At 59.1% G+C, this 23,233-nt stretch carries 19 protein-coding genes and 1 tRNA gene; 12 read left to right on the top strand and 8 right to left on the bottom strand.

Going from position 1 to position 23,233, the window contains the following annotated elements:
- The first annotated feature begins 10 nt into the window (after positions 1–10).
- The 7 genes from JF535_RS02970 to JF535_RS02940 all read left to right on the top strand — a co-directional run bounded on the left by JF535_RS02970 (position 11) and on the right by JF535_RS02940 (position 4,451).
- Positions 11–697 carry a hypothetical protein gene (locus JF535_RS02970; RefSeq protein ID WP_206998897.1) on the top strand — a complete coding sequence of 229 codons (687 nt, stop codon included), beginning with the start codon at positions 11–13 and terminating at the stop codon, positions 695–697.
- Between the two features lie 57 nt (positions 698–754).
- Complete coding sequence (gene mutY, locus JF535_RS02965; RefSeq protein WP_206998894.1) at positions 755–1,879, top strand: A/G-specific adenine glycosylase; 1,125 nt, start codon at positions 755–757, stop codon at positions 1,877–1,879.
- 8 nt (positions 1,880–1,887) lie between these two features.
- Positions 1,888–2,169, top strand: a complete 282-nt coding sequence (locus JF535_RS02960; protein WP_010133137.1) for an oxidative damage protection protein — start codon at positions 1,888–1,890, stop codon at positions 2,167–2,169.
- A gap of 110 nt (positions 2,170–2,279) precedes the next feature.
- Positions 2,280–2,355: transfer RNA gene (locus JF535_RS02955), tRNA-Phe, on the top strand.
- 459 nt (positions 2,356–2,814) lie between these two features.
- A complete protein-coding gene (locus JF535_RS02950) occupies positions 2,815–3,306 on the top strand; it encodes a hypothetical protein (RefSeq protein ID WP_206998892.1) in 492 nt (163 codons plus the stop codon).
- A 127-nt stretch (positions 3,307–3,433) separates the two neighbouring features.
- Positions 3,434–3,838 (top strand): hypothetical protein, encoded by a 405-nt coding sequence (locus tag JF535_RS02945; RefSeq protein WP_206998891.1) that lies wholly within the window; start codon positions 3,434–3,436, stop codon positions 3,836–3,838.
- Positions 3,839–4,013: 175 nt separating this feature from the next.
- A complete protein-coding gene (locus tag JF535_RS02940) occupies positions 4,014–4,451 on the top strand; it encodes a DUF1810 domain-containing protein (protein WP_242523564.1) in 438 nt (145 codons plus the stop codon).
- Positions 4,452–4,713: 262 nt separating this feature from the next.
- Here JF535_RS02940 and JF535_RS02935 read toward each other — a convergent pair whose 3' ends face one another.
- The 8 genes from JF535_RS02935 to JF535_RS02900 all read right to left on the bottom strand — a co-directional run bounded on the left by JF535_RS02935 (position 4,714) and on the right by JF535_RS02900 (position 15,866).
- Complete coding sequence (locus JF535_RS02935) at positions 4,714–7,905, bottom strand: S8 family serine peptidase (RefSeq protein ID WP_206998888.1); 3,192 nt, start codon at positions 7,903–7,905, stop codon at positions 4,714–4,716.
- Between the two features lie 182 nt (positions 7,906–8,087).
- Positions 8,088–9,635: a tetratricopeptide repeat protein gene (locus JF535_RS02930; protein WP_206998886.1), complete on the bottom strand. Its 1,548-nt coding sequence runs from the start codon at positions 9,633–9,635 to the stop codon at positions 8,088–8,090.
- Positions 9,636–9,682: 47 nt separating this feature from the next.
- Positions 9,683–10,843, bottom strand: a complete 1,161-nt coding sequence (locus JF535_RS02925; RefSeq protein WP_340674110.1) for a DUF3570 domain-containing protein — start codon at positions 10,841–10,843, stop codon at positions 9,683–9,685.
- Complete coding sequence (locus JF535_RS02920; protein WP_153039129.1) at positions 10,830–11,027, bottom strand: DUF4266 domain-containing protein; 198 nt, start codon at positions 11,025–11,027, stop codon at positions 10,830–10,832. Before JF535_RS02920 ends, JF535_RS02925 begins: the two co-directional genes overlap by 14 nt.
- Before the next feature lie 36 nt (positions 11,028–11,063).
- Positions 11,064–11,549, bottom strand: coding sequence for a TlpA family protein disulfide reductase (locus JF535_RS02915; protein WP_066960394.1), 486 nt, complete (start codon positions 11,547–11,549; stop codon positions 11,064–11,066).
- Positions 11,550–11,586: 37 nt separating this feature from the next.
- Positions 11,587–12,369, bottom strand: a complete 783-nt coding sequence (locus JF535_RS02910; RefSeq protein ID WP_242523563.1) for an outer membrane beta-barrel domain-containing protein — start codon at positions 12,367–12,369, stop codon at positions 11,587–11,589.
- Entirely contained in the window at positions 12,339–13,166 is an 828-nt protein-coding gene (locus tag JF535_RS02905; RefSeq protein WP_206998881.1) for an SH3 domain-containing protein, read from the bottom strand. The genes JF535_RS02910 and JF535_RS02905 overlap by 31 nt, the downstream gene beginning before the upstream one ends.
- Positions 13,167–13,169: 3 nt before the next feature.
- Positions 13,170–15,866 carry an HzsA-related protein gene (locus tag JF535_RS02900; protein WP_206998879.1) on the bottom strand — a complete coding sequence of 899 codons (2,697 nt, stop codon included), beginning with the start codon at positions 15,864–15,866 and terminating at the stop codon, positions 13,170–13,172.
- A 337-nt stretch (positions 15,867–16,203) separates the two neighbouring features.
- Here JF535_RS02900 and JF535_RS02895 point away from each other — a divergent pair, with 337 nt between their 5' ends.
- The 5 genes from JF535_RS02895 (at position 16,204) to JF535_RS02875 (ending at position 23,233) form a co-directional block, all read left to right on the top strand.
- Positions 16,204–17,424, top strand: a complete 1,221-nt coding sequence (locus JF535_RS02895) for a hypothetical protein (RefSeq protein WP_242523562.1) — start codon at positions 16,204–16,206, stop codon at positions 17,422–17,424.
- Between the two features lie 4 nt (positions 17,425–17,428).
- Positions 17,429–19,945 (top strand): LamG domain-containing protein, encoded by a 2,517-nt coding sequence (locus JF535_RS02890; RefSeq protein ID WP_206998877.1) that lies wholly within the window; start codon positions 17,429–17,431, stop codon positions 19,943–19,945.
- 33 nt (positions 19,946–19,978) lie between these two features.
- A complete protein-coding gene (locus JF535_RS02885; RefSeq protein ID WP_206998875.1) occupies positions 19,979–21,550 on the top strand; it encodes a general secretion pathway protein GspF in 1,572 nt (523 codons plus the stop codon).
- A gap of 29 nt (positions 21,551–21,579) precedes the next feature.
- Positions 21,580–22,584, top strand: a complete 1,005-nt coding sequence (locus JF535_RS02880) for an FAD:protein FMN transferase (RefSeq protein ID WP_206998873.1) — start codon at positions 21,580–21,582, stop codon at positions 22,582–22,584.
- A gap of 109 nt (positions 22,585–22,693) precedes the next feature.
- Complete coding sequence (locus JF535_RS02875; protein ID WP_206998871.1) at positions 22,694–23,233, top strand: AraC family transcriptional regulator; 540 nt, start codon at positions 22,694–22,696, stop codon at positions 23,231–23,233.

The following is a 23,233-nucleotide window of genomic DNA, read 5'->3' as shown; positions in this document are numbered from 1 at the left end:
GGAAACCCTCATGAAAAAATGGCTCACCCGCACCGCACTGGCCCTGGTGGCGTTTTTCGCCTGGGCTTTTTGGCTGGCTTTTTTCTCTGCCCGCCCACCACTGACCATCGACCCCGCCACCCTCGCCGGCGATGGCAGTACCCTCAATTACTGCGCGCTGCCGGAACTGGATGGCAGCGGCAAGATGGCCGCCGACATCCCCAAGGGCAACACCCCCGGCTGCGCCTACGAACACTTCCCGCTGCCGATCCTGGCCGAGTGCACCGAGCCACTGTCTGAAGGCGCAGCCGACCTGCGCGGCCTGTGGATCGGGGTGGAAGGCGGCTACAAGGGCCATGTGGAGCGCGTCGAGCAGTGCGGCGAACGGGTGGTAATCACTTCTGCCGGTATCATTCACGACTTGGGCCCCAACAGCACCGGCGGCCTCACCTCCAACGATACCGAGGGCTCGGTGCTGTTCACCGCCGGCGAGCGCGAATACTGCGCCCGCAGCTCCGCCGGCACCACCTGGAATAACGGCGTACTGGAGTTCCGCGTGTTTGGCTGGGGCCCGATCGTGGTCAAACGTTACATGGACGGCGAACAGCTGGTGTGGGAATACGCCGACGGCAGCACCACCCGCATGGACCGCCTGTGCACCCTGCCGGACGAACACAAGCAACCCAAACCACGCGGCAAACGGATCGAACTCTTCTAACGTTGTTTAGGACCTCTGGTACACTCGCTGCACCCGAGGTTCCTATTTGTCGATTCCATGCCCGCCGATTCCAAGCCCAAGCCCAAGACCCCCGGTCGCTTTCAGCAGGCCCTGCTCAAATGGTTCGACCAGCACGGCCGCCACGACCTGCCGTGGCAGCAGGACATCAACCCCTACCGGGTGTGGGTCTCGGAAATCATGCTGCAGCAGACCCAGGTAGCGGCGGTAATTCCCTATTACCAGCGGTTTATGGAATCTTTTCCCACGGTTGAGGCACTTGCCAGTGCCAGCCAGGACCAGGTGCTGGCCCACTGGAGCGGCCTCGGTTACTACGCCCGCGCGCGCAACCTGCACAAATGCGCGCAGACCGTGGTCAATGAACACAATGGCGAATTCCCTCGCAGCGTGGATGCCCTCACCGAACTGCCCGGCATCGGCCGCTCTACCGCGGGCGCCATCGCCAGTATCAGCATGGACCTCAGGGCCGCGATTCTGGACGGCAACGTCAAACGGGTACTCGCCCGCATCCACGCCGTCGACGGTTGGCCGGGGCAGACCGCCGTGGCCAACACCCTGTGGGAGATCGCCGAGAAGTACACCCCGGCCAAGCGCACCGGCGACTACACCCAGGCAATGATGGACCTGGGCGCCACCCTGTGCACCCGTGCCAAACCCGCCTGCGAGCGCTGCCCCTTCGAGCAGCACTGCATCGCCCGCGCCCAGGGCAACCCCACGGACTACCCCGGCAAAAAGCCGAAAAAGGAAAAGCCCGAGCGCCAGACTACCCTGTTGCTGATCGAACACGACGGCGAGCTGTACCTCGAGCAGCGCCCCGCCAGCGGCATCTGGGGTGGCCTGTGGAGTCCCCCGCAACTGGAAGGGGACGATGGAGGAGAGGCCAGCGCGCAGGAATGGCTGGCGGCAAAGGACCCGGACGCCAGCGAGATCCAGGCCCTGCCGCCCATGCGCCACACCTTCAGCCATTTCCACCTGGACATCCATCCGGTGTGGATCCGCCTGCCCAATAAGCCCGGGCAGGTGGCGGAAGCAGCCAGTGGCTGGTATAAACTGCGCCAGCTCGACCGCCCCCGATCCGGACAGGATCTGGGCCTGCCGGCGCCCATCGCCAAGCTGGTCAAACAATTAACGGCCATGCGCGCCCCACTATTGGCACCCTGTTAGGAGAAACCATGTCTCGCACCGTCTTCTGCCGCAAATACCAGGAAGAACTCGAAGGCCTCCCCAACCCGCCCTTCCCGGGCCCCAAGGGGCAGGACATCTACGACAACGTCTCCAAGAAAGCCTGGGGTGAGTGGATGGCCCACCAGACCATGCTGATCAACGAAAAGCGCCTCAACATGATGGAACCGTCCTCCCGCGCCTACCTGGCAGAACAGATGGGCAAATTCTTCGCCGGTGAAGACTACGACGACGCCGAAGGCTTCGTTCCCGAGCAAGACGGCGACAAGTAAGCAACCGCTTACAAACCGAAAAAACTATTTATCAATCAAGGGGTTGACTCCCCCCGGAAGAGCAGGTTTAATACGCGCCTCGCTGCCGGGGACAACCCGAATCAAGCGAAGCCCAGATAGCTCAGTCGGTAGAGCAGGGGATTGAAAATCCCCGTGTCGGTGGTTCGATTCCGCCTCTGGGCACCATACAAAAAAAGCCCCATCCGCAAGGATGGGGCTTTTTTTGTATCCGTTGCCCGGAGGCCGGATGAGAACCACCGCGGTTCGACAAATCGCGCCAGCGATTTGCAACGAGCGCCCCAGCGCGAAGCCCGCAGGGGCGCAATAGCCCCTAGGCTATTGCGATTCTTCCGCCCCGACCAAAGCCTCAAATCACTCCGCCTCGACTATCCTGCACTTAAGCCACCAACTCCAAAGTGCACTCATGAACGAGTCCACTCAAGTTCTACTGTTACTCTGCTATCCCCTTCTGACCCAGACAGGAAAGCCGTTCCAACAAGTAACTCGCGAAGAGGAGGCAAGGATATATCTCTACAACCAGCCTTCAATAGACCGTCAAATCTACTATGCCTCTCGCTACCGAATAGCCCGGCATCAACTGATCATCCGGCTGGAAAAACGCTAGCAAAATCAGAAATCCGACGAATGCTTCAATTTGATTTTCACCTTCAGTCCTGGCACGCAAACCCAAATACCGGCGAGGCAACCCCCTCTGGCAAGTTGCCCGGAAAATACAATTCGCTTGCAACACATGATCTAAAGGGTTTGCGGAGACTGGACCAGTTCAACTCAGAGGCGTTCAAATCGGTGCGCGGCAGATTCTTTATATTCGGCGGCGGAAGTTTTGTATTAATGCCTCTTGATTACACGCCCAAGTACCATCTGATCTATATTCGACATCCTGATCGCTATGAAGGTTATGATACGCCCTACAATCTATTAAGCGATGAGAATAAACGCAGATTACGAGAGCAAAAGGCATTCATCGATAGCCTTCCCCCTGAGGATCCAGAGAAAACAATTTTGGAAAAAATCTGGAAAAATGCCCGGAGATTTTTGGCACCTGTAAAAGGGCCGATTTTTGCTAAGCGAAGAGGACGCCAACTTTACAACATCCTCGAAATTACGCCCCATTAGATATCACTTGCCTTTTAACTCCACATGATGATAACTAGATCAAGTTATCAAATCGTCTGTTCAGCATAAATTCATACGCACAAGTCAGTATGTACGCACCCAAATCACAACAGGTACCGGAGTGACCATGAAAAAGACCCTTATTGCAGCCTTCGCAAGCTTCGCGTTCGCTTCGCCCGCACTGGCTGACAAGCCAGAAATCACCGGCGAAGAAGTAGTGCAAGCCAAGGCACCGGCGGAAGCCCAGGCCCACATGAAACACAAGTCCGACAAGGCCGAAAACAAGGGCGGCAAGTCGGAGGAAAAGCGACTGAAAGCCGAAGAGAAGCGCGCAGCCAAAGAGGCAGCGAAAGCTAAGGCGGGGCAGGATATCGAGGAGGAATCCGCAAAGGCCGAGGACAAGCGCAAAGGCCTTGAGGAACAGAAGGCCAAAAAAGCCGAACAGGAACGGAAGGAACTGGGCAAAGGTTCCGAACAGGGCCAGGCTGCCCGTGAAGAGCACAGCAAGAAATGGTGGCAGTTCTGGAAGTAGACCTTTCCCGAATTTAATGGCGCAACACAAAAGCCCGGGCACCTGCATGGAGAGGCCGGGGCTTTTTTGTTCAGGACAGAGGGACCCGAACCCCCGGCATCCTGCTCCCAAAGCAGGCGCGCTACGGCCCCACTCAAAGCAACCCACCGTTACTAAAGAAGTCGCAGGAAGCTCTATGCACACCATGGACGACCCACATAACCTACAACGCTTCCTCGACGCTCAGGCATCCTGCTACCACGAAGCCCTCGCCGAAATTTGCGCCGGTAACAAACGCAGCCACTGGATGTGGTTCATCTTCCCCCAAATCGACGGTCTCGGTCGCAGCGCCACTGCACGCCACTATGCCATCAAAAGCGATGAAGAGGCGGAGGCTTATTTGGCCCATCCGATTCTCGGCGCCCGCCTGCACGAATGTTGCGCTGCACTCCTGGCAGTAGAAGGCCGTAGCGCCCACCAAATATTCGGCAGCCCGGACGACATGAAACTGAAATCCAGCATGACCTTGTTTACGGTAGTGGCGGGACAGAAGAGTGAATTTATGCAGGTGCTGCAGCGTTATTACGCTGGGGAGTTAGATACGGCAACGCTGGAGTTACTGGGCGGCGGCTAGCCCACAAGGATGGGCATCGATTTTTACCTATTGTGTAAAAGAAAAGCCTGCACCGCGGTTGTTCCGGAATGCAGGCTTCGGGTTTATCAATTGTGTGTGGCATTGACTGCGAACCAGCAGTCAATGCCAAGACACTCAGTCGGCAACGGTCGCCTCTTCGTTATCACTGCTGTTTGCTACCCGGCCATTGCCGGGTAGCTCAGCTTCATGAAGCACTCGTGACCGCCTTGCGTGTCACGCTACCGCGGTTAACCACAACCGATCAGTAGAATTCCAGCGACCAGGAATCAAGATATCCCTGGTCACCAGAAAACAGATCAATAATCTGCAACTGCCAGTCGCCGGCAGAGTCCACATTGCCGACATTCACCTGATACGTTTCCAGGATGTTATCGACGCCGTCGAAGCCGGTTTCCTTCAGCACATGGATACTGCCAGAAGGTGAAATCAGGCGCAGTTCGATATCGCCCCGGTAGGGATGTTTGATATCCACCGATACTGACACCAGGCCGGTTGGGCCTTCACGATCAACGCTGATCGTGCTGGCGATGCCCGCTGGGTCACCATCGGGAATATTCATATCGGCACCGTTGATGTAATAGGCCGGGTTCTCACCGCCGCTCACACCATTGTGGGTAGCCACCACGCTCGCATCGGCAAAGGCGTAGTAGCCCAAAACCCACACATGCCACTGGCCTGCCTGAAGACTGTCTTCGCTGATGGTTTCTTCACTGCCCCACAATACGGACTTGGCGTCGTAATCGTATTTACCCGGCGCTGATCCGAACTTCACGTACAGGTCTACGTCTCCAGTACCACCGAATGTTTCGAAGGTAACGTTGGTCGCATTCGCGGGCACATCGAAGGTAAAGCGGAAGCCTTCTCCGGCTGCGCCACTCATGCCGCCGACGGCCACCCCGTTCTCAAGGGTGTTGCCAACCGGTGGCTGGGACGCCTCTACGGTAACCGACTGGGTGACACCACTGCTCGCGCCGTCGTTGTCGGTCACGGTCAGTGTGACACTGTAGCTACCCGCAGCACTGTAGGTATGGGTCGGGTTTTGCGCGGCGGATGTTGCACCGTCACCAAACTGCCACTGCCAGCCAATAACATTGCCATCGCTGTCGGAACTTTCATCGCTAAAGCTTGCGCTCAGTCCAGTCACCAGGAAGTCAAAGGTGGCATTCGGAGCCTGGTTAGGGGGCGGTGGCGCATCGGTTACCGTGACCGTCTGCGTGGCGCTGTCGGTAGCGCCAGCATCATCGCTGACCATCAAGGTGACGGTGTAATCGCCGGCGGTCGCATAAGTATGCGCTGGATTCTGCACGGTGCTGGAAGCGCCGTCGCCAAAGTCCCACTGCCAGCTGGTGATGGTGCCATCCACGTCCTGACTCTGGTCGACAAAACTGACCGAAAGGGCGTTAACACTCTGGCCAAAGTCGGCGGTTGGCGCGATGTTCGCGGGCGGGCCGCCATTGCCATCGAAGCTTGCCGCCAGTGTTACACCATCGTAAGCCGCGTAGGTGCGCAGCATGATGTACCAGGTGTCTGCTGCAGGCGCGGCGACTTCCACCACCTCTTCATTGCCATTGCGGTAGGGCCGGTAATCCCACACATCGAAGCTGGCCTTGGCGCCGACCTTCACATAGAGGTCCACATCACCAGAGCCACCGGTGGTCAGGATGCGTAGGTTGCTGGCACCTGCCGGCACTTCAATTTTGTAGTGGCGCTCCTCACCGTAAGTGGTGCTGACGAGATCGCTCAGCGGCGTGCCATTGTCGAGTACATAGGCATCATCACCGGGCGGAGGTGGCGGTTCGACGTTGAGGCTACAGTCGGCGTTGATGGCATCCACGGCAGCCTGAGCTTTGACCAGGCCGTAACCAAAGCCATTGTCGCGCCCGGCAGCACCAAGATCTTCCGCCGTGGCGGCGAGTGCGGAGCGTATGACATCGGCACCACAGGCAGTGTGGTGACTCCATACCAGTGCAGCGACACCCACCACATGCGGGGTCGCCATGGACGTGCCGCTTAGCTCGCCATAATTACTCTGGCCAATCGACAGCTGTGCGGTTTCACCCAGCTGTTGCAGCAGCCCTGTACCCGCCGTATCCGAGACGCCAACCGAGATAATCTGCGTAGGCGTACCGCTGATGGTGCCCGCCAGTGGGCCCGGCTCATTGTTGTAGATGATGGCACCCACGGCGCCACCGGCCTCACAATTCTGCACCTTGTCGGCAAAGGTCGCGCCGCCGCGCTGAATCAGACAGATTGCATCCGTCACCCCGGTGCACACGGCGTCGGCCAGACCACAGTCGACCAGGTTGCCGCTGGCCACGCCGCTGGCGGAACCGTCCATTGCCAGTGCATCGTAGCCAGTACCACCCACAGACAGCGACGTGGAATAACCGGTACCCATCGGCATGGTGGAACGCACTGCTACGCCCGGGCCTGCCAGTTCCACTTGATCGTTTTGCTGGGAGAAGCTGGCAAGATTCTTGTTGGCATCAATCGCCGCAACAGAGACCACCGCCGGGTAAGAAGCCGGATAAGAATAAGCGGTATTGCCGTCGTTACCCGCTGCCGCAATCGGCAATACTCCTGCGTCAAAGGCGGCCTGGAAGGCATCGGCTTCCGTCTGCACATAGGTGTTGGCACCGAGGCTCATGTTGATCACTTTGGCGCCGGCGGCAACACAGTTGTCCATGGCATTGATGAGAGAGGACGAGTAGGCCCAACCCTCGGCATTGAACACCTTGACGATGTGCAGGCGCACTTTGCCATTTGGCAGCACACCCACCACGCCGCGGTCGTTATTTACCGCAGCAATGGTTCCGCCTACATGAGTACCGTGACCATTCTCATCAGTAAACCAGTCGCCGGCACCGCCCGGATCGCTGTCACCGGTGACGTTGTTGCCTGACAGATCCTCGTGGGCATATTCAAAGCCTGAATCGATAATACAGGCGGTCATGTTGGTCGCACCGGCATCACTCAACAGATGCGCCTCAACCATTTCAATACCAAACGGGGTAGATTGCGACAGCATGTAGCGCTTCTCGTCCACTTCAATCCGCTTGATATTCGGGTTGCCTTTGAGCTCACGTAGTTCCTGCGCGGAAAGTGTCGCGGCTATGGCGTTTCGGTGCGGTAGATCTTGCTTTACCCGTACGCCGGCAGCGCGCAGCTGGCCACGATTCGTGATGCGCTTCAATGGGCCCGCGCTTTCCGACTGCGCGCGTTTTTGGGCGAACGATGGTGGGCCGATACGCGGCTCCGCACGCCTAGGGTCATCTCCATCGTGGAATTTAATGATGTAACGCTCGCCTTCAGCCTGCTCATCGGATGCCAGCGTCATCATGGGAGCCAGCAGGACGGGCAGCATTGTGGCAATCGCCAGTACCCGTGTTAGCCCCGCACCGGCTTTCCGGCCTGGATTATTGTTATTAATCATTTCTTCACCTGTTGGTTGAAAAAAGCGGCATTTTCAGTGCCTTTCGCGCAGCATTTTTCACTGCGCTTTTTTTCTACCATGGTGGGCGCCAGCCGGCGGCTACACGGTGGTGAGCATTCGGTGACTTTTTGGTGACAGGAGTAAATTTTGTGAAGTGGTAGTGGTTTCGCTTCAAGAGGGGGCTACATCATATGCTGGCGTACACGCGCTCGCATGTGCGCAACCTGATCTTCCAGTTCTTGCTGCAAACGGATGTATTCCGGTAACGAAAGGGCCTCGGCAAAGGCTGGATCCTGTAAGACCTGCTGGTAGTCTACCCAGCCCGCTTGCTGCGCGCGCAGCAGCCAACCATGGGCCAACATATAATCTTTTTCAATGGCATAACAGGTGGCGATATCAACATAATTGCCTGGCCACTCATCCCCTTTGGCTATCAGCTTTTCAGCAATGTCGCGCGCCTGCTTAAGAGCCTCCTGCGCGCTTTGCTGATGGCCCTGCATCTGGAGAATTTGGCCGGTTCTCAGCAATGCATAGTGCGCAGGTTTATCCGCCGGCTCCAATGGCACGGCGCGACGGTAAAACATCAGCGCTTGGTCGTAGTCGCCTCGATAGAGTGCGATGTCTCCCGCCGCAGTCACGATATCAGGATGCTCAGGTGCAAGCTCAAGAGCCGCAGTAATCGTCTCGTTGGCACCTGCGATATCACCATTCCGCAGCAGGAAGTAGGCGAGCGAATGGTATAACAGGGGGTAATCCGGACGCAGGTTACGCGCCTTCGCATACCATTCCCGCGCCTGCTCGGACATTCCGAGCCCCTTGAACGTTTCGGCTACGTGCAGGTAAACAATCGCGTTATTGGCATCAAGGCGCAACGCACGCAGGTTCCACTGCATCGCTCGGCCAAACTGGCCTAGCTCCTGCCAATGAAAGGCCGTATTACTAATTGCAGCCAGATTATTCGGATCAAGTTCAAGGGTTTGCGCATAGACTTCGATAGCCCGCCGGAACCATCCTTTCATCGAATAGGCATGCCCCAGTGCCTTGTGACCACTGGCCTCCCCCGGGGCCATGGCAATCGCCGTTTGCGCAGATGCAATGGCACTATCCACTTCACCCAACATCGCCTGAGCATCACTCAGGGCCGCCCAGGCCCCGGCAAACTCAGGATCCAGCGCGATTGCCTTCTCGAACTGCGCAACGGCGATACGTGCATCCGCCTCCCGGTAGCGCTGATAGTAATCGATACCGCTGAGATACAGGCGATAGGCTTCGGCGGAGGACGTTAAAGATTCGGCATGACCACTACCCGCGGGCTTCCACTGCGCAAACTGCCAGGCGCCCAGAACTGCGAGTGCCACTGCGATCACACCGGCAGCTACGCGCAAGCGCGACCATCGCGTTTCCTGGCTGACCACCACCGGCTCGCAATCCAGGCGGTAACCCCTGCCGCGTACTGACTTTATAGTGATTGCTGACGACGGATCGAGTGATTCTCGCAACCGCTTCACGGCCTGCTTCACGCTCTGGTCGGTCACCACCTTGCCCGGCCAGATGGCATCAATCAGAGCCTGCTGCGTCACAGTGTCTGGCCAGGCATCCACCAGCACCCGCAACACCTGCATACTCTGGTTGGTCAGTCGAACCGGACGGCCACCACACTCCGCCTGCCACTTACCGAAATCTACCTTGAGATCACCAATTTGCAGTTTATTACCGTTTTTGTACCGCAAGACTGCCCCCTGGTCCCTTTAGAGTCTCCTTCCCCCGAGCTGCCCCGTCAGAACCACATAGACCAGAACAGGCGCACGACGTGTGCATTGAAGCTGTACGAGGGTTCCTCTCCCGGCAGAATGCTGGCGTCGCCGTTGTGTACGCGCACATCGCGGAAGTCGTCGTAGTCGAACAGGATGTAATCCCAGTACAGGTTTAATGTATTCTTGCGGTCAAACAGCGCCCAGCGCTCCGGTAACTGATAGGACGCGCCAATGCCGATGGCGGTACTGGCGAAGTCGCTCAGCTCCTTGTCACGCGCGAGAAAGGTGCTGGCGTCGGCGTAGGGAAACAGGTCACTGTAGAAGTCTGCACCATTCTGTTTGTAAAAACGCAGCTTACCCTCGAGGATCAGGTTTTCCTGCTCCAGTGGATGGGTGTAGCGTAGCTCCAGGTTGTCGGAATCAATCCCCCAGCTATCGGCATAACGCCGATACTCGGTCTTGATGGCCGCGCGGTAGGGCAGCATATATTTGGCCCGCAGGGCCACCGCGTCGCTGTTGCGGGTGCGCGGGTATCGTTCCAGCTGATAGGAAAAACCGAGCTCGGTGGCCGGGTTGACGTAGCGCACGCTGCGATACGGGTTATTCAGGAAACCTTCATCGGAGACTGTTTCGACGCTGAGTTCGGCGATCAGTTTGGTGGTGAGAATCTGGCTCCAGCCAAGGGAGTAACGGCGGTGCTCGGCGAAGTCCGAGAAGTCGTTGTCATCGTTGCGCATCACCGTGTCGCTGCCGAAGCTCACCCGCATGGACAGGTTGCTCAGGTCACCGAAGAAGTCCTGACTGATGCCGAAGCCTACGGTCTCTGCCTGGTAATCGCTTTCACTGGAGTTGGTGTAGTTCAGGCTCATGGTGGTCTTGTCCACCAGATAATCGACACCCAGAGAAAACTCGTCCCGCTGCTCTTCATACGGGCTGGCGGTGGCCTGTACGTCAATGGACGCACCGGAAATCATATCGACATAGTAATTGGCAGACAGCGAGACGGTGTTGCCAATATTCTTGCGCACCAGTACGGAGGGACCATCGATGGTGACCCCGCCGCCGCTGTAGGCGTGGTACATGGTATCCGCACGCTCTTCGGGCAATACGGCGGCGGCTGCGTTGCCGGCAATCAGCGAGGCCGCGAGCAGGCCCAGCCATTTTCTACACTCAGTTACAGCCACAGCCGCCTCCGGAGCCACCCTCTGCACCACGGGCGGCCTCACGCGCTTCGTACACATGGTTCATATATCCGGCCGCGACCGGGTCCCGTTCAAAGCCCATAATCGGGTCGGCAAGATAGTGCCGCTCGTAGGGCTGCACCCAGGGTTCCGGCATCAGGGTTTCACAACCGCCGAGGAGCAGCATTACCGGCAGCAACAGAAGCGCGCGTTTGCTCATGATTTATTCCCGGATGAGTTCCTTGATGATTTTTTTGTACTCGGCCTCATCGCCACTGCGGTATCCCTTGTGCACATAGCGCACATTGCCGTCGCGGTCGATGAACACAGAGCTGGGCATGGCCTGTACGCCAAACATTTTGCTCACCTGGCTTTGGGCGTCGAACAGCACCGGGAATTCCACCGGGATTTTGTTCAGCATGGCCTGCGCGTCTTCACGATTGGCATCCACATTGACACCCCAAACCTGGAAACCGACGGGCTCGTAACGGGCGTGCAGGTCATTCAGCAGTGGCATTTCTTCACGGCAGGGCCCGCACCAGGAAGCCCAGAAGTTGAGCATGATTACTTCACCGCGCTGTTCGCTCAACTTGAGGTTGCCGTCTTTCAGGGAGGCGAGGGTGAAGTCTTCAGCGGGCACTTTGGCGGAAGCTGGCGCGCCCGCCAGTAAAGCGGCACTGGCACAAAGAGCGGCAATCAGTTTACGCATGAAATTTCTCCGGTACTTTCTTGTTGAAATTTATTATTCAGAAATAAATAGAAACACCCAGTTGGGCAGAAAGATTATTGGTAACGATCGGCTCACCAAAAATCTCATGCTCAAAAATGTGGTCGCGCACGTCCAGACGCACAGCCAGCCAGTCTTGTGCCAGCATGCGCACACCCACCCCCACGTTGTAGGTGAAGTGCTCTGCGTCCGCAAAGCTGGTATTACCCACACCACCGATCAGGTACAGGTTGCTGTTCAGTGCCCACTTGTCAAATATGAAGATTTCACCGGGCAAAAAATTCCACGCTAGTGACAGGTTGTACATGGAAAGCTCGCGCTCTTCATCGGTGAGTAGCGGTGCGGAACCACTGAGGCGTTCGTAACTCGACTCTCCCAGGGTGGTCTGGCCGTAGGCCGCTTCCATAAAGAAGTCTTCGTTGATGTGGTACGCCAGGCTGCCGCCATACAATGCGTTACTGCCGAAATCTTCCACATTCATGATGCCGCCCAGATAGGCGGTAAACTCGAAGTCTTCCGTGTCGATATTGGCCTCGCGGATTTCGCGGCGCTCAAGATCGGGCGAGATAATTTCGTCAATCACTGCATCGCCCTGGGCAATTGCGATCGAGGAAAACCCAGCGAAGGACAAGGCGCAAGCGATACTTCTAAAAATCGTAGCGAGCGGGTGGCTGGTGGTGGCCGCCGAAGCACAGGAAGCGGAGTGCATATGTGATACATGAGCATTCCGAGCACCGCCGGACGCCGCCAGGCGCACGCGCAGTAGATTTTTCACATGAATACGTCGAATCCGAATTTCCATTCGACTATCTCCTGATTATTTTCCCGCGAGGTGAGCAGGTAGTGATTGGCAACTTCCGCGCGCAGCGCAAAGCGGCGGGATAAATAGGTGGTAACGCCGATGCCGGTCAGCATGGTGGTGTCCTGGCGGTCTTCGGTGGCGACAATAGTCGCGTTGGGCGAGGTGATGTTTACGCCGCTGCCGAGCATGAAATACGGTGCAATCCGCCACTCGGGAAAGGGTTTGTGCAGCAGGGCCAACTGGTAGGTCTGGCTGTCGGAGTAGGCGCCGATGGTTTGGGTGGCCCGCAGTTCGGCAGAGATATTGCCGGTGAAGCGGTAGCCAAGGGAAAGCCCGAGCGCGTTGGCACCTTCGAAGTCGCCGTAGGCGAAGCCGAGGCGGAAGCCCTGCTCGCGGTAGTCGTCGATACCCGGGGTGGGTACGGCGATCTGTTCGCCCTCAGCGGCAAAGATTTCGTCCAGATCGGAAATCTTCGCCCAGCCGGTTTTCCCGCTGCGGGTCATGACTTTGACCCAGTCGGTGCGGCGTTTCAGAAGCCACAGGCGCTCGCCGTATTCCACCACCTGGTCGATTACATAACCGCGCCCGGGGCCGGTATACAGGTTGAGGTACTCGGCCCCGTTGACGACCTGCTCGGCATCCTTCGGGATATTGTCCGGGATGTGCTCGCCAAATTGACTGGCAGAGAAGCTTTCGACCACCGACCCTTGCTGTGCGGCCGCCGCAGGTGCAGCCATCAGCAGGCCGGCAAGCGCGGCCCCCAGGCTGATCCAATATTTTCCGGGCTGGCAATTCATTATCTAGTCGACCGGTGCTTCAAAGGGGTTGTTGTAATACTGCGCACCGATATCCAGCCATTCTGAAATCAAACGCAATTCTGCCGCGGACAGCGCACCCTCGTGGAATCCGCCCGCCTCAAAGATACTGAAGAAACGGCTGGCGTTGGCCCCATTGGTGTTCATGATGCGCTGAATATTGACGGTAACCATAACAGGAATCGGGTTGCCATCGGCATCCAGAATCAGCTCCCCGTTTTCATCGGTTTCAAACAATGGGTTGCCATCGTCGTCGGTGTCCTGCACCAGCACATCCTGCACCGCCCCGTCGCGCAGCTCCTGGGTCGGGTTATCGAACAGCAACTCTACATATGAGGTGCTGAAATTGTTGTTCACACCGGACTGGTCGCCGCGCAGGTCCAGCTGGCCGGGGGGCACCTGGGTCATGCCGGCCGCGTCGCGGTTGGTGTGACAGGCCGTGCAGGTGTGATCTTCGAGTACCGTACCGTCAACGTCGGTGACCTGGCGCGGCAAATCCCAGATCGGCTGGATGTGGGCCTGGTAGTGGATCACGGTGCGGCAGGTACTGGTCCACTCGCTCTGGCAAGCGAGACTGGTGGGCGCCATTTCCGGTACGGGCAAATCGCTGATACGCAGGGCGGTGGCCGGGTCTTTTGCCCGCAGGGCCGGATCTGTCCAGAAATCCGTGAACAGGAGATCCCCTTCCAGTGCCGGGTGTCCGGCCACGCGCGCCAGCACTTGCGCCATGGTTTCCCCCATTTGCGCCTGCAGTGCCGGCTCGGTATTGGCAAACGGGGCCGCACTGGTGGGCGCACCGGCCCATGCGGATTCAGGTTCTTTATCGGTACGTCCGTGTGGCACTTCACTGTCGCGACTGTGGCACCCCTGGCAGTTGCGCACTTCACCGGCGCGGAACTGCAGCCAGTTGCGGTGGCGGCCGACAATGCGACGACCATTGGCATCCACCACGGAAATAGCCAGGGGCATGTCCGCCGGCACTTTGACTCGCACGGAGCCGTCCGGCTGGATCGGGGTATAACCAATGATTTCCCGCATCAATTGCGAGCGGTTGCGGCCGAAGGCGGAGCGGTCAAAATCACGGATATCCGCATCGGGAATGCCCACCGCTTTCACCACCCGCAAAAATCGCGCGGGGCGCTCGGCGGCGGTGGTCCGCAGCGGGTCTGCCAGGGCGGCAATATCCAGGGCCGCGGTGCCATCGAAGTCGTACACGCTGCGAATATCCAGCACCGCCATGCCCTCATCAAACAGGTCGCGGTCGATATCGATTCCGGGGATGGGTTGCGGGATAAATTCCGGCACCGGGCGGGTGTCGGCGGTGACCGCCTCGCTGATCATCTCGCCCTCGACCGGCTGGATGATCGGGCGCTGGGTGCCTTCGACGTAATCGTAGATCCACAGGCCGTACAGTGGGTCGGCGGGCACAATGTCCGGGGTCGCCAGCCACTCATCGGTGCAGGGTTGCGGCAGCTCGGTTGCCGGGTCGATTACGCGGCATTCACTCCAGCTCACCAGCAGGCGGCTGGTGCCATCGTGAAACGCCCACGCATTGGCGAACAGGCCATGGGGCGACAGCCCGCCGTCGATAATCACCTGCTCGACCGACAGCGATTCCTGCCCCTGCAGGACACCCTGCTGCTCCGGCTCGCTGTAAGCTTCGGTGAAATTCTCTGCATCGATCACCACCATGTCGCCACCGTAGGTGATGCCCTCGGGGGCACGCAGGGTGACGAGTATGCGACCGTCCGGCATCTGCTGCGGCCTGGCGAAAGCGGCGGGTACCGGATCGGTGCCGGCACCAGTGCCCGTTGCCTGGCTGTGGTAGCCGTAGTGGAACTGCAGGTCGCTACCATCCGGCTTGACGGTATACAGGCTCAGACGATCAACACCGCCCATGTTGTCCCAGCGGGTAAACAGGATACGACCGTTGAACAGCACCGTGGGCGAGAGGTCGTGGCTCTGGTTGTAGGAAATCTGCTGGATAGCGCTGCCATCCGCTTCCATCACATGCAGCACGAACGCGGGTTCCTGCAGGTCTTCGGCGAGGGCGGAAAACTGGGGCTTGTTATCGTCGAGCAACAGCGCGCGGGAGCGACGCTGGCGAGTGGAGGTGAATGCGATGCGACCATCCGGCAGGAATGCCGGGGCAATATCGTCACCCTCCTCGGCAAGCAGGTCGGATGCGATGACACGCTTCAGTTCGGCAGACTCGAATTCGTACAGCCAGATATTCCAGCTGGGCTGCTCGTCGTCATCAAGGCCCTCAATATTGGGGGCGCGCATGGCGAATGCCAGCTGCGTGCCATCCGCGGAGACGGCAAGGTCTTTTACATCGTAGCCGCCCTCAAAGAGAATGCCCGCCGCTTCATCACGGACAAACAGGCCTTCCGTCAATACCCGCTCGGGGGCGGTGGCGGTGGCGCGATCGCGCAGCACCAGTTCCGCGCCGGGGTTAAACGCCGACGGTGCGTAGAGGTCGTCCACCACCAGCATCTCGTTTTCGTCGCGGTTCAGGTTGCGGCGCACATAGACAACCGGGTAATCCACCACCACCGGGTCTTCCGCCTGCTCACCCCCACCGAGACTGGAACCTTCACCGCTGCCCGCCGAGCAACCGGCAAGCAAAAGCAGCGACAACAGCCCGCCAGCAGTCGCCGCCAGCGTACAAAATTTATTCAAGGGAAGATCCTCATCTCAGTTGCCTCCGCGCGACCACTCGCCCGCATTGCTACAGCGTTCTTCGTGAAGAAAGTACTCACTCACTGTGATCGCGGCGGATTGACTGAATCTGTGTCCGGCAAATTTGCCGTCGTATTATGCTCTGATTTTCGCGGTTGCTCCGCACACCCTCAAGCTGCGCACAAGGTTTTTGCCAACCAGTCCTCGCTTTATCTTATTGCCGCTGGCGAATCATGCCGCTTTCTTTAGTATCGATGATCGGTCTATAGGCACCATAAAACGCGCAGCGCGGAGTTTCTTCCCCATTGCGCGACGAGAACCCAACGCGTACCCGCCCATGAAAATAAAATCGTCCGCTGCGCGCCTGTTGCTCGCGGCGACCACCTGCGTCACTGTCTCACTGTCTGTACCCGCATTTGCCGGGCCGGAAGAGCAGGCTGCCCGAATGCACAGCCGGATTACCGGCGTGAAGCCCAGTGTCGATGTACTCAAGCAAATGGCCGAAGCAATCGCCAATGGCAACGCCAGCGCTGCGGCCGAAATGGCCATGCAGCACGACGCCTTCTACGACGTCACCCTGAAAAACCTGGCAACACCCTGGACCAATCGTGACGGCGACAACTTCGCACCGCTCAACGATTACACCGCAACGGTGATCGGTATGGTGCGCGACGATGTGGATTTCCGGGAAATTCTCTCGGGCGACATCATTTACACCGGCGCCTCCGGTCTGGACCTGCCCAGCTACAGCAACAGTAACAACAACCACTATGAAGCACTGGAGCGCAGCGACTACCCATTGCAGGTAGCGCTCGAGCGACGCGCCCAGTCTGCGGTCACCGGCCTTCCCAGCGAAGCAACCGCCGGCGTGATGACCACCCGCGGCGGCGCTAAGGCGTTCTTTTATGCCGGCACCAACCGCGCCATGTTCCGCTTCACATTAATGAACCATCTGTGCCGCGATCTGGAGCAGGTGCACGACACCTCACGGCCACCGGATCGCATCCGACAGGATGTCAGCCGCAGCCCGGGCGGTGACAGCCGCGTGTTCCAGAATAACTGTGTGGGTTGCCACAGCGGCATGGACCCGATGGCCCAGGCGTTTGCCTATTACAACTTCGAGTACGACGTAGAGAACGACCCCACCGGCGAAAATGGCCAGCTGGACTACAACCGCAGCGGCGATAGCGACCCGGTAACCGGCACCCGCGTGCAGGCCAAGAATCACATCAACAGCGCCACCTTCCCCTACGGCTACGTCATTCCCGATGACAAGTGGGACAACTACTGGCGCGAGGGCCCGAACATGCACCTGGGCTGGAGCGGCGAACTGCCGGGCTCCGGCTACGGCGCAAAATCCATGGGCCGTGAACTGGCCAACAGCGAGGCCTTCGCCCAGTGCCAGGTCACCAAGGTATTCGAACAGGTGTGCCTGCGCTCGCCGGAAGACAGCACCGACCGCAATCGCGTCGCCAGCATGACCAACAGCTTTACCGGCAACGGTTACCAGTTGAAGCAGGTCTACGCGGATGCCGCAGTTTACTGCGCGGGGGAATAACACCATGAAACAGACAAATACACGCTGGCAACATACCGCACTGCTCTCCACCCTGTTCGCTTCCGTACTGCTGGCGGCCTGCTCTGGTGGCAGCGGCCAGTCCACGGAAGACCTGCCCAATACCAATCCGGATTCCGGCGATACCAGCTACAGCGGGCCGGCCCCGGAAAGCGAAGACGTACAGAACTACAAGCGTTATATCTGGGACAACCTGGCGGCGGAAAATCGCTGCGGCAGCTGCCATATCGAAGGCAACCAGAGTCCGCGCTTTGTGCGCAGCGACGATATCAACCTCGCGCACGGCGAAGGCCGCGACCTGGTCAACCTGGGCAGCCCGGAAGATTCCCGCCTGGTCACCAAAGTCGCCAGCGGCCACAACTGCTGGCTGGCCAATGCCAGCGCCTGTGGTGAGATCATTACCAATTACATCCAGGAGTGGGCCGCAGCCGCGGGCTCGGTAGCCAGCACCATTACCCTGACGCCTCCCACCGAACGGGACGTGGGCGCCAGCAAAAGCTTCCCCGCGTCCAGCGGTAACTTTGCCACCACCGTGTACCCGCTGCTGGAAGAATACTGTGCGAGCTGCCACAGCGAAGACGCAGACACCGCCCAGCAGCCCTATTTCGCCAGTAGCGACATCGATCAGGCCTACGAGGCGGCAAAGGCGCGGATGGATCTGGACACTCCGGAAAACTCGCGCTTTGTGGTGCGCCTCGGCAACGACTTCCACAACTGCTGGAGCAACTGCACCCAGGACGCCGACACCATGGCAGCGGCGATCCGCAACTTTGCCGACGGCATCACGCTTACCGAGGTGGACCCGAACTGGGTAATCAGCAAGGCGCTGTACCTCACCGACGGTGTAGTGGCCAGCGGCGGCGGGCGCATCGAAAATAACGCCATTGCCCTGTACGAATTCAAGTCCGGCAGCGGCACCATTGCCTACGACACCTCTGGTATCAATCCGGCCATCGACCTCAACCTGTCGGGCAATGTGGAATGGCTGGGCTCCTGGGGCATTCAGCTCAATGGCGGCAAGGCGCAGGCGGCCACCGCCACCAGCAAACGTCTGTTCGATACCCTGACCGGTACCGGCGAGTACTCCATTGAAGCCTGGGTGGCACCGGCCAATGTGGTGCAGGAAGGTCCGGCGCGGATCGTGACTTACTCCGGTAATAACGACACCCGCAACTTTACCCTCGGCCAGGCGATGTACAACTACACCTTCCAGAACCGCAACGATGCCAGCACCGACGCCAATGGCATGCCGGCGCTGATTACTGACGATATGGCAGAGCGCGCCCAGGCGACCCTGCAGCATGTGGTTGCCACCTTCGACCCGATCAACGGGCGCCGCCTGTACGTCAACGGCGTATTCACCGATGACCAGGATCCGGTCGCGGCGGGCCTGCTGTCGACCTGGGATGACTCTTTTGCCCTGGCGGTGGGCAGCGAAGTCTCCGGTGATAATGTGTGGCAGGGGTCGGTGCGACTGCTGGCAATCCACTCCCGCGCACTCACCCAGGACGACATCCTCACCAACTACGAAGCCGGTGTCGGGGAAAAATTCCTGTTGCTGTTCAAAGTGGAAGCGCAGACCGGTGTACCCCAGGGCTACGTGATGTTCGAGGTGCAGCAGTATGACAACCACGGCTACCTGTTCAGCGAGCCCAAGTTCATCACCCTCGAAGACGGCGTGACTCCGGATGGCGTGATCATCCAGGGCATGCGTATCGGCATCAACGGCCGCGAGGCGGTGGTGGGCCAGGCCTGGGCCAACCTCGATACCACGGTGACAGCCAGCGAGTACGACCCGGAAAGTGGCCAGAAGCTCTCCCCGCTGGGCACCATTATCACTCTGGAAAAAGGCCCGACTTCCGACGAATTCTTCCTGACCTTCGAGCGTCTCGGCAACGAAGAATTCGTGCGCGTGGAAGCCACCCCCGCAGCTCCTGCCGCGCCGGCGGACCTGACCCCGCAACCGCGCATCGGCATACGCCGTTTCGAGCAGATCAACGCGGCACTGTCGGCCGCCACCGGTGTGCCCCGCTCACACCCGGCAGTGGCCGATACCTGGGAGAAGATCAAACAGCAGCTGCCGGTAGAAGCGGACGTGCGCGGCTTCCTCGCGGCCCAGCAAATGGGCATTACCCAGCTGGCGGTGAAATACTGCAACACCCTGGCCAATGACGAAGTGGCCAGGGCTGAATTTTTCCCGGGTTTTGATTTCAGCGCAGGCGTGAACCAGGCGTTTGATACTGAAGCCAAGCGCGATCAGATCATCAATCCGTTGCTCGACAGCTTGCTCGGCCGCCCCATCGACTGGCCGGCAATCATCGGCCATGGCGAGCAGCTCGACAGCGCACCCGACGCCAGTATCGTGCGCGACGAGTTGAGCACACTGATCGACAAGGCATCGGTCTGCACGCGGGGCGACTGCAGCAAGCCCGCCACCACGGTCAACACCGTTACCGCCACCTGCGCCGCAGCCATGGGCAGCGCGATGATTCTGATTCACTGATAACCGGCGCTTTTGCACCGGGGAATGGAAACAATGAGCAAAAAGAAATATTTCGAACTGGATCAGCCTCTGCGCCACCCGGATCATCACCGCCCGGTCAGCCGGCGGGATTTTCTCGGGCAGGGCTTTCGCGCGGGCATGGCGACGGTCCTCGGCGGTTCCATTTTCAGCCTGTTTGCCAATCCGCGCATGGCCCAGGCCGAGCTGTCGCCTGACCTGGAAGCCATGCGCGAGTTGTGTGGTGTGAGTAAATTCGGCGCAGGCAAGATTCCGTTTATCTGTTTCGACCTGGCCGGCGGCGCCAATATTGCGGGTTCCAACGTACTGGTCGGCAAACAGGGCGGACAGCTGGATTTCCTCAGCACCGCCGGCTACAGCAAACAGGGTCTGCCCGGCGATATGGTCCCTTCACTCACGGACGCGATGGGCAACAGTTTCGTCAACAACGAGCTGGGGCTTGCCTTCCACAGTGACAGCCAGATGCTGCGCGGCATTCTCAACAAGGTAGCCATCGGCAACCGCGCCGCCATCAACGGCGCAGTGATTCCGGCGCGCTCGGAAAACGATACCGGCAACAACCCGCACAACCCCATGTACGGCATCAACCGCGCCGGCGCCAACGGCTCGCTGCTGGCGCTGATCGGTTCGCAAACCAGTGAATCCGGCGGCAATTCCATGGCCCCCGCCGACCTGATCAACGCGGAAGTGCGCCCCACCAAGGTGGACCGCCCAAGTGACGTGACCGGTCTGGTGGATGTGGGCGATCTGGTGGGACTGCTCAACCAGGAAGATACGGTTCAGGTCATGGAATCCATGTACCGGATTTCCAGTGCCAAGCTGGGCAAGGTCAACACCCGCGTCAGCAATGATGCGGTGATCAAGGATCTGGTGAAGTGCGGTTACATGAAAAGTGCCGATCTCGCCGACCGCTTCGGCAACCCCACCGCGCTGGATCCGGCGCTGGACCCGGATATCGTCGGCCCCAATGGCATTTTCTCCACCGCAGAGTTTGAAAACGATCGCGAGTTCCGCAAGGCGGCCTCCACCATGAAGCTGGTGATCAACGGCTACGCCGGTGCCGGCACCATCACCATGGGCGGCTACGACTACCACACCGGTGACCGCGCCACTGGCGAAATCCGCGACCTGCGCGCCGGCCGCTGCATCGGCGCCTGCCTGGAATACGCCGCGCGCGTCGGCCAGCCACTGATGGTGTATGTATTCAGCGACGGCTCGGTATTCAGCAACGGTATGGTCGACGACTCTGTCGAGGGGCGCGGCAAGGGTGTATGGACCGGGGACAACCAGCAGACCGCCGCGTCTTACTTTCTGGTTTACAATCCTGTCGGGCGACCGCAGCTCATCGGTGGCACCGCAGACGAGCAGGCACGCCACCAGCAACTGGGCTATATGCGCCCCTCCGGTGACGTCGAGACCGCCGGCAGCCCCGCCGCCAACAACGTGAACCAACTGGTGCAGACGGTGGTACTGAACTATATGGCGCTGCACGGCGAGCAAAATAATTTTGCCAGCCTGTTCCCCAATCACGGCCTCGGTAACGCCAGCCTGATGGACAGCCTGACGGCATTTGAACCGATTCGATAACCCAGTAGCAGCCGGTAAAAGAAACTCCGATGTACCTTGTGCGCCCCCTTGTGTTGTTGGTCAGCCTGTTCAGTTCCGCGCTCAGCTACGGCGACTGGCACTACCACAAAGAGTCCATCATGGGCACCGAGGTACACCTGCAGTTCTGGCATGAGGACGGCAGCAGGGCGCAAGCAATCAGCGCATCGGTGATGGGCGAATTCCGGCGCATTGATGCGGCCCTTTCGCCCTACAAGGAAGACAGTGAACTCTCTCGGGTCAACCGCACCGCCGGTCTTGGCCCGGTACCGGTTACTGCCGAGCTGGCCTCGATCATTCAGAAGTCGCTTTGGTACAGCGACAAAACCGCCGGTGCCTTCGATATCACCTATGCCACCGTGGGCAGTCTGTACGATTTCCGCAAGGGTGAGCGCGCAAATCAGGCAACCACCGAGCAGTTGCTACCGGCGGTGAATTACCAGCACCTTCAGCTGGATACCAAACAGAACACACTGGCTTTCGCTGACCCGCGCACCAAGATTGACCTCGGTGGTATCGCCAAGGGCTACGCGGTCGATCGCGCGGTGGCCATCCTGCAACAGTCTGGCGTGACCCACGCCAGCGTCAGTGCCGGCGGCGATGCGCGCCTGCTGGGCGATAAACGCGGCAAGCCCTGGCTGATCGGCATTCGCCACCCGCGCGACAAATCAAAAAATGCCGCGGTTATTCCACTGGAGAATACGGCCATCTCGACCTCCGGGGATTACGAGCGCTTTTTTATCGATGACGACGACCATCGGGTGCACCATATTTTCAACCCGTCCACCGGCAAGCCCGCGGCAACCGATCCCGATGGCGATACATCTGACAATCAAAAGTTGATCAGCGTCAGCGTCATCGGCCCGCGCGGATTTGATACAGACCCGCTCTCTACCAGCGTGTTTGTGCTCGGCAAGCAAAAAGGCCTGGCACTGGTCGAGGGACTGGACGGGTTCGAAGCCATCGTTATCGATGCGAATCACCGGATGTTCTTTACCAGCGGACTGCAGCAGTAATTGCCAACTGGGTCACACCGGAAACGCGGCACCCTGACATAATCTCAGGGCATACTGTACACACCGTTACACAATAAATTCTAACGCTCACAAACTCTCAGGCTTCAGCATGTTTTCCCCCCGTCGCGCCCAATCCTTTCGTGCCCTGTTGACGGCATTCACTCTGACGTTGACCGGCAGCGTGTTCGCGCAGAGCAGCGATTTTCCCGGCGCGGATCTCGAAGACCTGAAGCAGGAAGTACTCAAGCTGAACCGGGACCTGCTGGTGCTGGAAGAAGACCTGCTGTTCCCCGCCCAGAGCCAGGTGGCCGTGTACGTATCCATGGATGTGGGCCACTTTTTCGACCTGGATAGCGTCAAGCTGCACATCGACAACAAACTGGTGGAAACCCACCTGTATACGGAACACCAGAAAAAAGCCCTGTTCCGCGGCGGTATCCAGCCGCTCTTCAAGGGCAACCTCAAGTCCGGTGAACACACCGTGACCGCCTACTTCACCGGCATCGGACCGGAACAGCGGGAATTCAAGCGCGCCGCCACCCTGGAGCTGAAGAAAACCGACGAGCCCGCGGTGATCGAACTGCGTATTTCCGATTCGAGCAGCAAGCAGCAGCCGGAATTTACCGTCGTGCAGTGGCCGGCTCCCTGA

It is taken from the genome of Microbulbifer salipaludis, assembly GCF_017303155.1.
In the GTDB taxonomy this organism is placed as follows: Bacteria; Pseudomonadota; Gammaproteobacteria; order Pseudomonadales; family Cellvibrionaceae; genus Microbulbifer; species Microbulbifer salipaludis.
The sequence above is the reverse complement of the archived record's forward strand: the minus strand, read 5'-3'. Positions and strand labels throughout refer to the sequence as shown.